This is a genomic window from Streptomyces synnematoformans (genome assembly GCF_039531005.1).
Classification (GTDB): Bacteria; Actinomycetota; Actinomycetes; order Streptomycetales; family Streptomycetaceae; genus Streptomyces; species Streptomyces synnematoformans.
Window position 1 is genome coordinate 1 of the sequence record NZ_BAAAPF010000182.1, and the last position, 14,637, is coordinate 14,637.

A 14,637-nucleotide genomic window follows, 5' to 3' on the forward strand; every position below is an offset into this window, starting at 1 on the left:
GCCGCGGGCGGGTCACGCGTTGCCGGGGCGGTCGCGGCCTGGTGGAGGGGGTCCTCGGGGGCCGGGGCGGGGTCCGGGGCCGGGGCGGGCTGCCTCTCCGGTGCGGGCGGCTGCTGCGGCTCCCGTCCCGGCGGGTGCCCGGCGTCCCGGTGCGGGGCGTCGGCCGCGGGCACGGTCGGGTCGGCCGGTGCCGGTGACGGTGGCGGTACGGGTGGCTGTGCGGGCGCCTGTCCGGGTACGGGTGCCGGCGACTGTCCCGGTGCCTGAGCCGATGCCTCCGCCTCCGCCGACGCCGGTGACGCCGGCGTCGCGCCGGCCCCCGCCGTCGGCGCCGGAGCCCCCTCCGCCGCCACCGGCGGCCCCGCGGGCCCGTCATCCGACGGCGGAAGGGAGACCCGCGCCGGGTCCCGGAGCGCCGTCGCGACCGCCGCCGGGAGCCACGTGTTGTCGTCGCCCGGCGTGTGCGCCAGCTCCGTCACCAGCGCCGTGACGGAGGGCCGCTGCTCCGGGTCCTTCGCGATGCACCGCGCCACCACGTCCCGCAGGACCGGCGGGAGGGCGCTCAGGTCGGGCTGCTCGTGGACGATGCGGTAGTTCAGCGCCTGGAACGACCCCGTACCGAACGGGCCGTTGCCGGTCGCCGTGTAAACGAGCACCGCGCCCAGCGCGAACACGTCCGTCGCCGGGCCCACGTTCCGGCCGCCCGTGAGCTGCTCGGGCGACATGAAGCCGGGCGTGCCGATCACCGTGCCGGTCTGCGTCAGCACGCTCGACTCGGCGGCCACGGAGATGCCGAAGTCGATGACGCGCGGCCCGTCCTGGGCCAGCAGCACGTTGGACGGCTTCAGGTCCCGGTGGACCACCCCGGCCGCGTGGATGGCCTCCAACGCCTCGGCCAGCCCGGCGGCCAGTGCCAGGACGCCGTGTTCCGGCCACGGGCCGTGCGTTTCGACGGCGTCGCCGAGCGGCAGGCCCGGCACGTACTCGGTGGCGAGCCAGGCGGGCGAGCCCTCCGGGTCGGCGTCCACGACCCCGGCGGTGAAGAACCCGGTGACGCGCCGGGCGGTGGCCACTTCGCGGGCGAACCGGCGCCGGAACCCCGGGTCCTGGGCAAGCTCGGAGCGTACGACCTTCACGGCGACGCTCCGGCCGCCGGGCGAACGGCCCAGGAACACCTGGCCCATGCCGCCCGCGCCGAGCCGGGCCACGATCCGGTACCTGCCCACCTGCCGCGGATCCCCCGCCTCCAGCGCCGTGAACACCGAGCCGTACCCCCCTCTGATCCCGCCCGACCGCGTCCGGTCCGTCCGCGTGCCCCCGCACGATAGCGCGGAGACACAACGTGACCTGGGCGGGCATGCGTTCCTGCGCAGATTCGATCTTCAGCACACCCCCCGGATGATCAAGCAGACCCGGCCCGGGACACCCGAAGCTCCGCACGCCCGCGGCGGCGGACCGGTCGGCCTGCCCCTCCCCCCAGCCCTCCCCCACCCCCGCCCCCTCGGAAACTTTCGAAGAACCCCGTGCACGACTGTTGCCGACGCGCCGGGTTCGCCCCTACCGTCATTGGGAGCGCTCCCATGAATCGTTTCAATCCTCCTCCCAAAGAGAAAGAGGAACCCCCATGGAACGTTTCGCACCACGGCGTACACCGCTACCGAAGGAGCAGCGGCCATGAGCATCCGTCACCTGCACAGAGTGCGCAGCCCTCTCACGGCGCTGCTGGCCATGGCGCTCGCCGCCGTGTCGCTGGTCGCCGTGCAGGCCTCCTCGTCGCACGCCGCCGTCATCGACACCGACGAGTCCTACGTGCTCGTCAACCGGCACAGCGGTCAGGCGCTGGACGTGTACAACCTGGCGACCGAAGACGGCGCGCCGCTGGTGCAGTGGCCGCGCAACGACGGCGCCTGGCAGCAGTGGCAGTTCGCCGACTCGGGCGGCGGCTACTACCGCCTGAAGTCCCGGCACAGCGGCAAGGTGGTCGACATCGAGGGTGCGTCCACCGCCAACGGGGCGAACGTCATCCAGTGGACCGACAACAACGCCGCCAACCAGCAGTTCCGTGTCGTCGACACGGACGGCGGACACGTACAGCTGATCAACCGCAACAGCGGCAAGGCGCTGGAGGTCTGGGAGCGGTCCACCGCGGACGGCGCGCGGGTCTCCCAGTACACCGACAACGACGGGGCCAACCAGCAGTGGCGGCTCGTGCCGGTGGACGGGGGCGACGACCCCGACCCGCCCGTGGGTGACGCCAAGCAGATGGAGAACCTCGACCGCGGTCTGGTCTCGGTCCGTTCCGGCGACGGCAACCTCGTCTCCTGGCGGCTGTGGGGTACGGAGAGCTACGAGACCGCGTTCAACCTCTACCGCGGTTCGACGAAGGTCAACTCCTCCCCCATCACCGACTCCACCAACTACCGGGACGCGGGGGCGCCCGCCGACGCCTCGTACACGGTGCGGGCGGTGGTCGACGGTGTCGAACAGCCCGCGTCGGCGGAGTCGCTGCGGTTCACCGGCGGAAACCACCTCGACGTGCCCCTGCAGTCCCCCGGCTCGGGCTACACCCCGGTCGAGGCGAGCCCGGGCGACGTGGACGGCGACGGCCGGTACGAGCTGATCGTCAAGTGGGACCCGGACAACGCCAAGGACAACTCGCAGTCCGGCGTCACCGGGAACGTCTACGTGGACGCGTACCGCCTGAACGGCCAGCGGCTGTGGCGCATCGACCTGGGCCGCAACATCCGCGCGGGCGCGCACTACACGCAGTTCCAGGTGTACGACTACGACGGCGACGGGCGCGCCGAGGTCGCCATGAAGACCGCCGACGCCACCCGCGACGGCCAGGGCACGGTCATCGGCAACGGAGGCGCCGACCACCGCAACTCCGGCGGCTACATCCTGACCGGGCCCGAGTACCTGACGATGTTCAACGGCCTGACCGGCGCCGCCGTCGACACCGTGGACTACGTGCCGCCGCGCGGCAACGTCGGCAGCTGGGGCGACGACTACGGCAACCGCGTCGACCGCTTCCTGGCCGGCACCGCGTACCTCGACGGCGAGCGGCCGTCCCTGATCATGGCCCGCGGCTACTACACGCGCGCGGTCATCGCCGCCTGGGACTTCCGCGACGGGCAGCTCACCCGCCGCTGGACGTTCGACTCCGACTCCTCGGGCAACGGCGCCGCGTACGGCCAGGGCAACCACCAGCTGTCCGTCGCCGACGTCGACGACGACGGCCGCCAGGAGATCGTCTACGGCTCCGCGACCGTCGACGACGACGGCAGCCTGATGTACACCACCGGCTTCGGCCACGGCGACGCCCTGCACGTCGGCGACTTCGTGCCCTCCCGCTCCGGCGTGGAGGTCTTCACCATCCACGAACCGGGCAACCAGCCCGGCTCCGACCTGCACGACGCCGGCACCGGCCAGGTCATCCACCGCACCCCGACCAGCGGCTCCGAGGGACCGGGCCGCGGCGTGGCCGGCGACATCCACGCCGGCAACCCGGGCGCGGAGTTCTGGGGCTCGGGCCCGAACATGAACCAGCTGCGCAACGCCTCCGGCGGCAACGTGGGACGCAACCCGTCCTCCGCCAACTTCCTCGCCTGGTGGGACGGCGACCCGGTGCGCGAGCTGCTGGACGGCACCCGTATCGACAAGTACGGCACCGGCGGCGACACCCGCCTGCTGACCGGCAGCGGCGTCTCCTCCAGCAACGGCACGAAGTCCACCCCGGTGCTGTCCGGCGACCTCTTCGGCGACTGGCGCGAGGAGGTGATCTGGCGCCACTCCGACAACTCCGCCCTGCGCATCTACGCGACGTCCACACCCACCACCACCAAGCTGCACACCCTGGCCCACGACGCCCAGTACCGCGTGGCCCTGGCCTGGCAGAACACCGCCTACAACCAGCCGCCCCACCCCGGCTACTTCCTCGGGGCCGGCATGACCCGCCCGCCGCAGCCGAACGTCTACCTGCGCTGACCCGACCACCCGCACCACGAGGGGTGTCGCCCCACGGGGCGGCACCCCGCCGCGACCGACCCGGCACGTACGACCGCAACCGCACGGCCGGGCCCGGTGCCGGGGCCGGTGTCGGTTCTGCTCCCGTCCGCGGCTTTCCTGTTCCCGCGCGGCATCCAGGGCGGCCTGGTGAGCGTCATGCGGCCCGGCACCCGGCTGTCCCTGGTCGCGGTGGACGACATCGGCGCCGCCGCGGCGGCGGGCCCGCTACCTCTCCGGCGCCTGCATCTCCCACACCAGCGCCTCCGCCGCCTCCGCCGCCGTCAGGGCCTGCCCCTCGCAGCCCGCGATGCGGGCCGCGTCGCCCGGCTCCGCGGGCGGGGCGCCGGGGGCGAGGCGGACGGTGCCGCGGGCGACGTGGACGTAGACCCAGGGGGCGTCCGGGAGGGCCGTGCGTTCGCCGGGGCGCAGGCGGCGGACGTGGAGGACCGACGCGGCGGGTTCGACGGCGAGCGGGGTGCCGTCGGCGATGCCGCGGACGACCTCGTAAGACGGGGGGCCGGGCGGGGTCGCGGGCATCAGCCACATCTGAAGGAACACCAGCGGGGCGGGGCCCGCGTTGCGTTCGACGTGGCGGATGCCGGTGCCCGCGGACAGGTGCGCGACGTCGCCGGGGCGGAGGGTCTCCGTGCGGCCGGTCGAGTCCTCGTGGGTGAGTTCGCCGGCGAGGACCCAGGTGACGATCTCCATGTCGCGGTGGGCGTGTTCGGCGAATCCGGCGCCGGGCCGCAGCCGTTCCTCGTTGCAGGCGACCAGGGAGCCGAACCGGACGTTCTGCGGGTCGTAGAAGCCGCCGAAGGAGAACGCGTGCAGCGTCTCGATCCCCGCTTCCGGGTCCCCGCCGCGGTAGCGCCCCCGCCCCCGCCGTAGCTGAATCACCCCGCCACCGTACGCCGCGGAGAGGCGCTGAACGGCACCGTCGCCGCCGCGGTACGCCGCCGCAGTACGATGCCGCTTTCGTCCGCCGCGCCCCGCATAGGGCAGGCTAGACCCCGTGCCTGAACCGACCGAGACACCCGAGCCGCGCGATCGCGACGCCGCCCGGCTGCAGCATCCGCACGCCGCCACCCTGCGCCGGCTGGAGAAGTCGTCCGGGGAACTGGCCGCCGCCGCGATCGCCCGGATGGACGAGCAGCTGCCCTGGTACCGGGCCATGCCGCCGGAGCACCGGTCGTGGATCGGGCTGGTGGCGCAGGCGGGGATCGCGGCGTTCACGGAGTGGTTCCGGCACCCCGAGACACCGCAGGCGATCTCCACGGACGTGTTCGGCACGGCGCCGCGGGAGCTGACGCGGGCGATCACGCTGCGGCAGACGGTGGAGATGGTGCGTACCACGATCGAGGTCATGGAGTCCGCGATCGACGATGTCGCCGCCCCGGGCGACGAGTCGGTGCTGCGCGAGGCGCTGCTCGTCTACGCCCGCGAGATCGCCTTCGCCACCGCCCAGGTCTACGCGCAGGCCGCCGAGGCCCGCGGTGCCTGGGACGCCCGGCTGGAGTCGCTGGTGGTCAACGCGGTGCTCTCCGGCGAGGCCGACGAGGGGACGGTGTCCCGGGCGGCGGCGCTCGGCTGGAGTGCGCCGGAGCACGTGTGCGTGGTGCTGGGCACCGCGCCGGACGGGGACAGCGAGCTGACCGTGGAGGCGATCCGGCGGGCCGCACGGCATGCCAAGCTCCAGGTGCTGACGGGGGTGCTGGGCAGCCGGCTGGTGGTGATCGCCGGCGGCAGCGCGGATCCGCTGAAGGCGGCGAAGGCGCTGATCGGGCCGTTTGCGCAGGGTGCGGTCGTGGCCGGTCCCGTCGTCGGCGACCTGCTGGCCGCGCCCCGGTCGGCGCAGGCCGCGGCTGCCGGGCTCAAGGCGTGTTCCGCCTGGCAGGACGCGCCGCGGCCGGTGCTGGCGGACGACCTGCTGCCGGAGCGCGCGATCGCCGGCGATCCGGCGGCGCGCGAACAGCTGGTGGAGGAGATCTACAGTCCGCTCGCGGAGGCCGGGTCGGCGCTCCTGGAGACCCTGAGCGTGTATCTGGAGCAGGCGTCGAGCCTGGAGGGCGCCGCGCGGATGTTGTTCGTTCACCCCAACACCGTTCGCTACCGGCTGCGACGTGTGACCGATGTCACGGGCTGGTCACCGTCCGATGTCCGCTCAGCGTTTACTCTGCGTATCGCACTGATCCTCGGCCGGCTGACGGAGACGGAACCGCAGCCCTAGTCATTTGTTCGGACTCCACAAATCCCTCCGGTGTTCTTCGTCCCCGTCCCCACGGGCGGCGGACGCCCCCGACAAGAGAAGGTTGAAGGGTGCTCGTACTCGTAGCTCCCGGCCAGGGCGCCCAGACGCCCGGCTTCCTCACCCCCTGGCTCGGCCTCCCCGGCGTCCGCGGTGCTCTTGAGGCATGGTCGGACGCCATCGGGGTCGACCTGGTCCACTACGGCACGGAGGCGGACGCCGACGCGATCCGCGACACCGCGGTGGCGCAGCCGCTGCTGGTCGCGTCCGCGCTGGCCTCCGCGTACACGCTCTTCGACGACCCGGCGGAGATCCCGGGCCGGGTCGGCGCCGTCGCCGGGCACAGCGTCGGCGAGTTCGCCGCCGCCGCGCTCGCCGGGGTGATCAGCGACGAGGAGGCCGTACGGCTCGTCCGGGCCCGCGGCCTGGCCATGGCCGAGGCCGCCGCGGCCGCCGAGACCGGCATGGCGGCCCTGCTCGGCGGGGACCCGGAGGACGTGCTGCCGCACCTCGAACGGCTCGGGCTCACGCCCGCCAACGTCAACGGCGCCGGCCAGATCGTCGCCGCGGGCACCGCCGCGCAGCTCGCCGCGCTGGCCGAGGACAAGCCGGAGGGCGTGCGCCGCGTCGTCGGGCTGCAGGTGGCCGGCGCCTTCCACACCGAGCACATGGCGCCCGCCGTCGCCACGCTGGCCGCCGAGGTCGCGACGGTCGAGCCCGCGGACCCGCGGCTGCCGTTCGTCTCGAACAGGGACGGCAAGGTCGTCACCACCGGCCGGGAGGTCATGGAGCGGCTGGTCGGCCAGGTCGCCAGCCCGGTGCGCTGGGACGCCTGCATGGAGACCTTCGCCGCGCACGGTGCGGCGGCCCTGGTCGAGGCCGCCCCCGGCGGCACGCTCACCGGGCTCGCGAAGCGCGCGCTGAAGGGCGTGCAGCCGGTGCCGCTGAAGACGCCCGAGGACATCGAGAAGGCACGTGCCGCCATCGCCGAGGCGACGGCCGCGGGCCCGGAGGAGAGCGAGAGCGCATGACCGCGAAGATCCGGCCCACCAGGGGCGCTCCGCACGCCCGCATCCTAGGCGTCGGCGGCTACCGCCCGACCCGCGTCGTGTCCAACGAGGAGATCCTGCAGCACATCGACTCCTCCGACGAGTGGATCCGCAGCCGCTCCGGCATCGCCTCCCGGCACTGGGCGGGCCCGGACGAGACCGTCGCGCAGATGTCCGTCGAGGCCGCCGGCAAGGCGCTCGCGGCGGCGGGCGTGACGGCGGAGCAGATCGACGCCGTGATCATCTCGACCGTCTCGCACTTCATGCAGACGCCGTCGGTCGCCACCGAGATCGCTCATCTGCTGGGCGCCGGCAAGCCGGCCGCGTTCGACATCTCCGCCGCCTGCGCCGGCTTCGGCTACGGGCTGACGCTGGCCAAGGGCCTGATCGTGGCGGGCAGCGCGGAGCACGTGCTGGTCGTCGGCGTCGAGCGGCTCTCGGACCTCACCGACAAGTCGGACCGGACCACCGCCTTCCTCTTCGGCGACGGCGCCGGCGCGGTCGTCGTCGGCCCGGCCGACGAGCCGGGCATCGGCCCCGCTGTGTGGGGCTCGGAGGGCGACAAGCACCAGACCATCAAGCAGACCCTGCCGTGGGACCGCTTTCGCGTCGGCGACCTGGGGCAGCTGCCCCTGGACGAGAACGGCGACGTGAAGTTCCCGGCGCTCACCCAGGAGGGCCAGACGGTCTTCCGCTGGGCGGTCTACGAGATGGCCAAGGTCGCCCAGGAGGCCCTGGACGCCGCCGGCGTCACGCCGGACGACCTGGACGTCTTCATCCCGCACCAGGCCAACATGCGGATCATCGACTCGATGGTGAAGACCCTCAAGCTGCCGGAGCACGTCGCGGTCGCCCGCGACATCGAGACCACCGGCAACACCTCGGCCGCCTCCATCCCGCTGGCCATGGAGCGGATGCTGGCGACCGGGCAGGCGAAGAGCGGGGACACCGCCCTCGTCATCGGGTTCGGGGCCGGTCTGGTCTACGCCGCCACGGTCGTGACCCTCCCCTGACCCGCGGGCCGGGCCGCCGGGCCCGCCCGCAGCTCACTCCCACCGAGAAGAACCCTCAAGGAACGGAAAGAAGGAGTCCCCAAGATGGCCGCCACGCAGGAAGAGATCGTCGCCGGTCTCGCGGAGATCGTGAACGAGATCGCCGGCATCCCGGTCGAGGACGTCCAGCTGGACAAGTCCTTCACCGACGACCTGGACGTCGACTCGCTGTCCATGGTCGAGGTCGTCGTCGCCGCCGAGGAGCGCTTCGACGTCAAGATCCCGGACGACGACGTCAAGCAGCTGAGGACCGTGGGCGACGCCACGGACTACATCCTCAAGCACCAGAGCTGACCGCACGTCCCCGCTGTCGCCACCCCCTCCCCTGCGCCCGCGGGCGCGGGCGGCGGTCCGCGGTGGCGCCGTAGCAGACATCGACCTTTCGGAGTGAGCTTCGACGTGAACACGACCAATCGCACCGTGGTCGTCACCGGAATCGGCGCAACCACACCGCTGGGTGGCGACAGCGCATCCACCTGGGACGGGCTGGTGGCCGGCCGTTCCGGCATCGCGGACCTGGACCAGGAGTGGGCCGCCGACCTGCCCGTGCGCTTCGCCGGCGAGGTCGCGGTGGAACCCACCGAGGTCATCCCCCGGCCGCAGGCCAGGAAGCTGGACCGGGCGGCGCAGTTCGCGCTCGTCGCCACCCGGGAGGCGTGGGCCGACGCCGGGTTCGCGGCCAGGGCCGGCGAGGACTCCGCGATCGACCCCGACCGGCTGGGCGCGGTCGTCGCCTCCGGCATCGGCGGCGTGACGACCCTGCTGGAGCAGTACGACAACCTCCGGGACAAGGGCGCCCGGCGCGTCTCGCCGCACACCGTGCCGATGCTCATGCCCAACAGCCCGGCGGCCAACGTCGGCCTGCAGATCAACGCCCGGGCCGGCGTGCACACGCCGGTCAGCGCCTGCGCCTCCGGCGGCGAGGCCATCGGGTACGCGGTGGAGATGATCCGCACCGGCCGCGCCGACGTCGTCGTGGCCGGCGGCACGGAGGCGGCGATCCACCCGCTGCCCATCGCGGCGTTCGCCAACATGATGGCGATGTCGAAGAACAACGACGACCCGCGGGGCGCCTCCCGCCCGTACGACAAGGCCCGCGACGGCTTCGTGCTCGGCGAGGGCGCGGGCCTGCTGGTGCTGGAGTCCGCGGAGCACGCCGAGCGGCGCGGGGCGAAGGTGTACTGCGAGGCGGTGGGCCAGGGGCTGTCGGCGGACAGCCACCACATCGCGCAGCCGGAGCCGAGCGGGCGCGGCATCGCGGCGGCGCTGGAGAACCTGTTCGCGCAGAACGACCTGACGCCCGCCGAGGTCGTGCACGTCAACGCGCACGCGACGTCGACCCCGCAGGGCGACGTGGCGGAGATCAAGGCCATGCAGAAGGTGTTCGGCGACGAGCTGGGGCACGTGCTGGTCTCCGGTACGAAGTCGATGACCGGCCACCTGCTGGGCGGCGCCGGCGGGATCGAGTCGGTGGCGGCCGTGCTGACGGTCGAGCACCGCACCGCACCGCCGACGATCAACGTCGACGACCTGGACGACGAGGTCGCCCCGGAGCTGATCGCCGTGCGGGCGACGAAGCTGCCGGAGGGCCGGATCGTGGCGCTGAACAACTCGTTCGGCTTCGGCGGCCACAACGTGGTGCTGGCCTTCCGTTCGGTCTGACGCCGCGCCGGCGGGGGCCGCGGGCGCAGCAGGGCCGCCGGGGGCGCCGCCGGTCAGACCACCTGGTGCAGCCAGCGCACCGGGGCGCCTTCGCCGGCGTAGCGGAAAGGTTCCAGCTCGTCGTCCCACGGCTTGCCCAGCAGCTTGGCGATCTCCGCCTCCAGCTGCGTCTCGCCGCGCTGCGCGCGGGCCAGCGCCGCGCGCAGCCGGTCCTCGGGGATGAGGATGTCGCCGTGCACGCCGGTGACGGCGTGGAAGATGCCGAGGTCGGGGGTGGAGCTGTAGCGCTCGCCTTCGGCGGCGGCGTACGGCTCGGCGGTGACCTCGAAGCGCAGCAGGTGCCAGCCGCGGAGCCCGGAGGCGAGCCGGGAGGCGGTGTCGGGCTCGCCCTGCCAGGAGAACTCCGCGCGCCACGTGCCCGGGGAGGCGGGCTGGGGGATCCAGTCAAGGCTGACGCGGCCGCCGAGGACGCCGGTGACCGCCCACTCGATGTGCGGGCAGAGCGCCCGCGGGGCGGAGTGAACGAACAGAACTCCACGCGTCGTCACCGGGGGCCTCCATCCGCGGGCTCGAAGCTGCCTAAGAGAAGTTGCCTAGAGTAAACACCACGGGTCGCCTTTCCGGGTAAACAGGACACTCCGTAACCCGCTGCTATCGTGCCGCGATACGGCCCGTCGAGCTCCAGCCAAGCTACCGTGCCGCCGTGCCCGGCGAGTGCCGTACGGTCGGTCCTGGGCATGCTGACCTACGTTCGGAGGAGGACCTCGGGGGCGGGAGGGAGCGCAGGGATGCGCAAGGTGGCGGCGCTCGTCTGCTCGGGGGCGGTCGCCCTCTCACTGGCGCTCGCGGGCTGCACCGGCGGGGACCCGACGCAGGGGAAGGACAAGGGATCTGCCGCACCGTCAGAAGGTGCGGAGAAGGCCGGCAAACCGTCGGAGCGGGCGCGGGCCGCGCTCCGCCCGCCGCGGTCGGTGGCGGCGCTCGGCGACTCCATCACGCGCGGGTTCCACGTCTGCGAACCGCTCTCCGACTGTCCGGAGAAGTCGTGGTCGACGGGCACCTCGGACGACGTGGACAGCCTCGCCCGGCGGTTGCTGAAGAAGCCGTCGGGGCACACCTGGAATTTCGCCCGTTCGGGCGCGCAGGTGGCGGAGTTGCCCGTCCAGACGGGCGAGGCCGTCGCGCGCCGCCCGGACCTGGTGACCGTCCTCATCGGCGCCAACGACGCCTGCACGGACAGCACGGCGGACATGACGCCGGTGGCGGACTTCCGCACGGCGGTGGCGGACTCGCTGGACCGGCTGGAGCGGGACCTGCCGCGGACGCGGGTGTACGTCTCCAGCGTGCCGAGCCTCATGCGGCTGTGGGAGGTGGGCCGGGACGGCGCGCTGACCCGGCAGATCTGGTCGCTGGGCGGGATCTGCCAGTCGATGCTGGCGGACCCGACGGACCTGGGCACGTCGGCCGGCGACCGGCGGGCGGCGGTGGAGGACCGGGTGGTGGAGTTCAACGGGGTGCTGCGGGAGGAGTGCGGGCGGCATCCGCTGTGCGTGTACGACGACGGGGCGGCCTTCGAGTACGACTTCACCGGCGGCCATCTGAGCCGCTGGGACTCCTTCCACCCGGACGAGGAGGGCCAGAACGTGCTGGCGGAGATCGCGTACGAGAAGCTCCGGAAGGCGGGCGGGGTGCGCTAGCCGCGCGGCGGCGGGGCGCCTGCGGCGGCCTGTGGGACCGGCGGGGCGCATAAAGTCTCCCCATGGCCGAGACTCCGCTGACCCCGCCCGACCCCGCCGCCGCGCCCTCCGTCACCGCGGAGCCGTTCGGCAAGCTCGCCGACGGCACGCCCGTCGAGCGGTGGACGCTGACCGCGGGCGGGACCCGGGTGCGGGTGCTGACGTACGGCGGGACCGTGCAGTCCGTCGAGGTGCCGGACCGGGCGGGGCGGTACGCGAACGTGGCGCTGGGGCTGGGGACCCTGGACGAGTACGTGGCGCACGGGGACCCGTACTTCGGGGCGCTGATCGGCCGGTACGCCAACCGCATCGCCGGCGCCTCGTTCTTCCTCGGCGACCGCTCGTACCCGCTGCCGGCCAACGACGGCCCCAACTGCCTGCACGGCGGCGCCCGCGGCTTCGACAAGCGGGTGTGGGCCGCGGCCGAGGCGCCTGCCGCGCCCGGTGCCGCCGCGCTGCTGCTGTCCCGTACCAGCCCGGACGGCGAGGAGGGCTTCCCCGGCGCGCTGGCGGTGCGGGTGACGTACACCGTGACCGCCGGGGGCGCGCTGCGCTTCGACTACGAGGCGACCACCGACGCGCCGACGGTGGTGAGCCTGACGAACCACACGTACGTCAACCTCGACGGCGAGGGCTCCGGCAGCGTCGAGGGCCACCATCTGCGCATCGACGCCGGCCGGTTCACCGTCAACGCCCCCACCTCCGCGCCGACCGGAGAGATCGCGGACGTGGCGGGCACCCCGTTCGACTTCCGCACGGCCCGGCCGGTGGGCGCCGAGCTGCGCTCCGGGCATCCGCAGCTGCTGATCGGCCGCGGCTACGACCAGAACCTCGTGCTCGACAAGGGCGTCACCGCCGCCCCCGAGCCGGTCGCGGAGGTCCGCTCGCCGGCCTCGGGGCGGGTGCTGCTGGTGCTGACCACCGAGCCGGGGCTGCAGCTCTACACCGCGAACTTCGTCTTCCCGTCGTTCACCGGGCCGTCCGGGCGGGCATACCGTCCGGGGGACGGGCTCGCCCTGGAGACGCAGCACTTCGCCGACTCCCCCAACCAGCCGCACTTCCCGTCCACCGTGCTGCGGCCGGGTGAGCATTACCGTTCGGCCACGGTATACGAGTTCGCCGTGCGCTGACCGTTGACACCCGCCGTCCACCTCCATAGCGTCTGGCCTGCATCTCGAACACGTGACGAAATTTCGAACACGGTGAAGGAGCCAGCAGCCGTGCGCATCACGAGAATCAGCACGCACGTCGTCGGCACGCCCTGGCGGAACCTGACCTACGTCCAGGTACACACCGACGAGGGCCTGACCGGGGTCGGCGAGACCCGGATGCTGGGCCACACCGACGCCCTGACCGGCTATCTGCGCGAGGCGGAGGTGAATCACATCGCGGGCTCCGACCCGTTCGCGATCGAGGACCTGGTCCGCCGGATGAAGTACGGCGACTTCGGCCGGGCCGGCGAGATCGTGATGTCGGGGATCGCCTGCGTGGAGACGGCCTGCTGGGACATCAAGGGCAAGGCGCTGGGCGTGCCGGTGTGGCAGCTCCTCGGCGGCGCGGCGACCGACCGGGTCAAGGCGTACGCCAACGGCTGGTACACCACCGAGCGCACCCCGGAGGCGTACCACGAGGCCGCCCGCCGGGTGGTCGACCGCGGCTACCGGGCGCTGAAGATCGACCCGTTCGGCGCCGGCCGCTTCGAGCTGGACCACGCCGAGTCCCGCTACGCCGTCTCCCTCATCGAGGCCGTCCGGGACGCCGTCGGCGACGAGACGGAGCTGATGCTGGAGATGCACGGCCGCTTCTCGCCGGCCACCGCGGTGCGGCTGGCGCGCGAGATGGCGCCCTACCGGCCGGCCTGGCTGGAGGAGCCGGTGCCGCCGGAGAACCTCAAGGCGCTGGCGAAGGTGGCGCGGAAGGTGGACCTACCGGTGGCGACCGGCGAGCGGATCCACGACCGGGTCGAGTTCCGTGAGCTGTTCGAGAGCCAGGCCGCGGACATCGTCCAGCCGGACGTGGGGCACATCGGCGGCATCCTGGAGACCCGCAAGCTCGCCGCCACCGCCGAGACCCACTACGTGCTGCTCGCCCCGCACAACGTCGGCGGCCCCGTGCTGACCTCCGCCTCCCTCCAGGTCGGCTTCTCCACGCCCAACTTCAAGATCCTGGAGCACTTCAACGACTTCGCCGACGCCGAGATCAAGAAGGTCGTCAAGGGCGCGCCCGAGGTCGTCGACGGCTACTTCGCCCGCTCGCAGGCGCCGGGCCTGGGCGTGGAGCTGGACACCGACGCGGCGGCGGAGTTCCCGCAGCAACGGGCGCACTTCGACCTGTGGGCGGACGGCTGGGAGAAGCGGAACCCCGATGCCTGAGACACGGACACACCGCGCGGTCGTCCTGGAGCGGCCCGGCCGGGCGCGGGTCGAGAGCGTGGCGACCGGGCTGCTCCAGCCCGGCGAGGTGCGGGTGCGGGTGTACGCGGCCGGGGTGTGCGGCAGCGACCGCGAGGTGTACGACGGCACCCGGCCGGCCGGCTACCTCACGTACCCGGTCACGCCCGGGCACGAGTGGTCGGGGACCGTCGAGGCCGTCGGGCCCGGCGTCGACGAGGCGCTGGCCGGGCGGAGGACCGTCGCCGAGGGCTTCCGCTGCTGCCAGGTCTGCACGCGCTGCCGGGCCGGCGAGACGAACCTGTGCGAGGGGCCGTACGACGAGACGGGCTTCACCCGGCCGGGCGCGTTCGCGGAGACCGTGACCGTGCCGGCGCGGCTGCTGCACGTCCTGGACGACTACGACGACGGGCGCGCCGCCGCGCTGCTGGAGCCGGCGGCCGTCGCCGCCGCGGCGGTGCTGCGCGGCGGGCCGCTGCCCGGCGAGCGGGTGGC

The 14,637-nt window shown here is 73.4% G+C and carries 13 protein-coding genes; 10 read left to right on the forward strand and 3 right to left on the reverse strand.

Features of this window, described 5'->3' with window-relative positions; genetic code table 11:
- Positions 1 to 1,262, reverse strand: a 1,262-nt coding sequence (locus ABD317_RS23565) for a serine/threonine-protein kinase (protein ID WP_344291921.1), incomplete at its 3' end; no start/stop codon positions are given.
- A gap of 412 nt (positions 1,263 to 1,674) precedes the next feature.
- Here ABD317_RS23565 and ABD317_RS23570 point away from each other — a divergent pair.
- Positions 1,675 to 3,987, forward strand: a complete 2,313-nt coding sequence (locus ABD317_RS23570; protein WP_344291922.1) for a rhamnogalacturonan lyase family protein — start codon at positions 1,675 to 1,677, stop codon at positions 3,985 to 3,987.
- A gap of 246 nt (positions 3,988 to 4,233) precedes the next feature.
- On the opposite strand, the gene ABD317_RS23580 is transcribed toward ABD317_RS23570, so the two are convergent.
- Positions 4,234 to 4,905 carry a pirin family protein gene (locus ABD317_RS23580; protein ID WP_344291923.1) on the reverse strand — a complete coding sequence of 224 codons (672 nt, stop codon included), beginning with the start codon at positions 4,903 to 4,905 and terminating at the stop codon, positions 4,234 to 4,236.
- A 115-nt stretch (positions 4,906 to 5,020) separates the two neighbouring features.
- Here ABD317_RS23580 and ABD317_RS23585 point away from each other — a divergent pair, with 115 nt between their 5' ends.
- The 5 genes from ABD317_RS23585 (at position 5,021) to ABD317_RS23605 (ending at position 10,016) form a co-directional block, all read left to right on the forward strand.
- Positions 5,021 to 6,235 (forward strand): PucR family transcriptional regulator, encoded by a 1,215-nt coding sequence (locus ABD317_RS23585; protein ID WP_027755390.1) that lies wholly within the window; start codon positions 5,021 to 5,023, stop codon positions 6,233 to 6,235.
- Positions 6,236 to 6,324: 89 nt separating this feature from the next.
- Entirely contained in the window at positions 6,325 to 7,284 is a 960-nt protein-coding gene (locus ABD317_RS23590) for an ACP S-malonyltransferase (protein ID WP_344291924.1), read from the forward strand.
- On the forward strand, positions 7,281 to 8,315 hold the full coding sequence (locus tag ABD317_RS23595) for a beta-ketoacyl-ACP synthase 3 (RefSeq protein WP_027755392.1): 1,035 nt from the start codon (positions 7,281 to 7,283) through the stop codon (positions 8,313 to 8,315). Before ABD317_RS23590 ends, ABD317_RS23595 begins: the two co-directional genes overlap by 4 nt.
- 84 nt (positions 8,316 to 8,399) lie before the next feature.
- A complete protein-coding gene (locus ABD317_RS23600) occupies positions 8,400 to 8,648 on the forward strand; it encodes an acyl carrier protein (protein ID WP_027755393.1) in 249 nt (82 codons plus the stop codon).
- A 105-nt stretch (positions 8,649 to 8,753) separates the two neighbouring features.
- Entirely contained in the window at positions 8,754 to 10,016 is a 1,263-nt protein-coding gene (locus ABD317_RS23605) for a beta-ketoacyl-[acyl-carrier-protein] synthase family protein (RefSeq protein WP_344291925.1), read from the forward strand.
- A 53-nt stretch (positions 10,017 to 10,069) separates the two neighbouring features.
- Here ABD317_RS23605 and ABD317_RS23610 read toward each other — a convergent pair whose 3' ends face one another.
- Positions 10,070 to 10,564, reverse strand: a complete 495-nt coding sequence (locus ABD317_RS23610) for a DUF3145 domain-containing protein (RefSeq protein WP_344291926.1) — start codon at positions 10,562 to 10,564, stop codon at positions 10,070 to 10,072.
- Between the two features lie 240 nt (positions 10,565 to 10,804).
- On the opposite strand from ABD317_RS23610, the gene ABD317_RS23615 reads away from it, so the two are divergent.
- From ABD317_RS23615 to ABD317_RS23630, 4 genes are all read left to right on the forward strand, one after another.
- Positions 10,805 to 11,713, forward strand: a complete 909-nt coding sequence (locus ABD317_RS23615) for an SGNH/GDSL hydrolase family protein (protein WP_344291927.1) — start codon at positions 10,805 to 10,807, stop codon at positions 11,711 to 11,713.
- Between the two features lie 62 nt (positions 11,714 to 11,775).
- Entirely contained in the window at positions 11,776 to 12,882 is a 1,107-nt protein-coding gene (locus ABD317_RS23620) for an aldose epimerase family protein (RefSeq protein ID WP_344291928.1), read from the forward strand.
- A 90-nt stretch (positions 12,883 to 12,972) separates the two neighbouring features.
- Positions 12,973 to 14,124, forward strand: a complete 1,152-nt coding sequence (locus tag ABD317_RS23625) for a mandelate racemase/muconate lactonizing enzyme family protein (protein ID WP_344291929.1) — start codon at positions 12,973 to 12,975, stop codon at positions 14,122 to 14,124.
- Positions 14,117 to 14,637, forward strand: a 521-nt coding sequence (locus ABD317_RS23630; protein WP_344291930.1) for an alcohol dehydrogenase catalytic domain-containing protein, incomplete at its 3' end; no start/stop codon positions are given. The genes ABD317_RS23625 and ABD317_RS23630, both read left to right, overlap by 8 nt.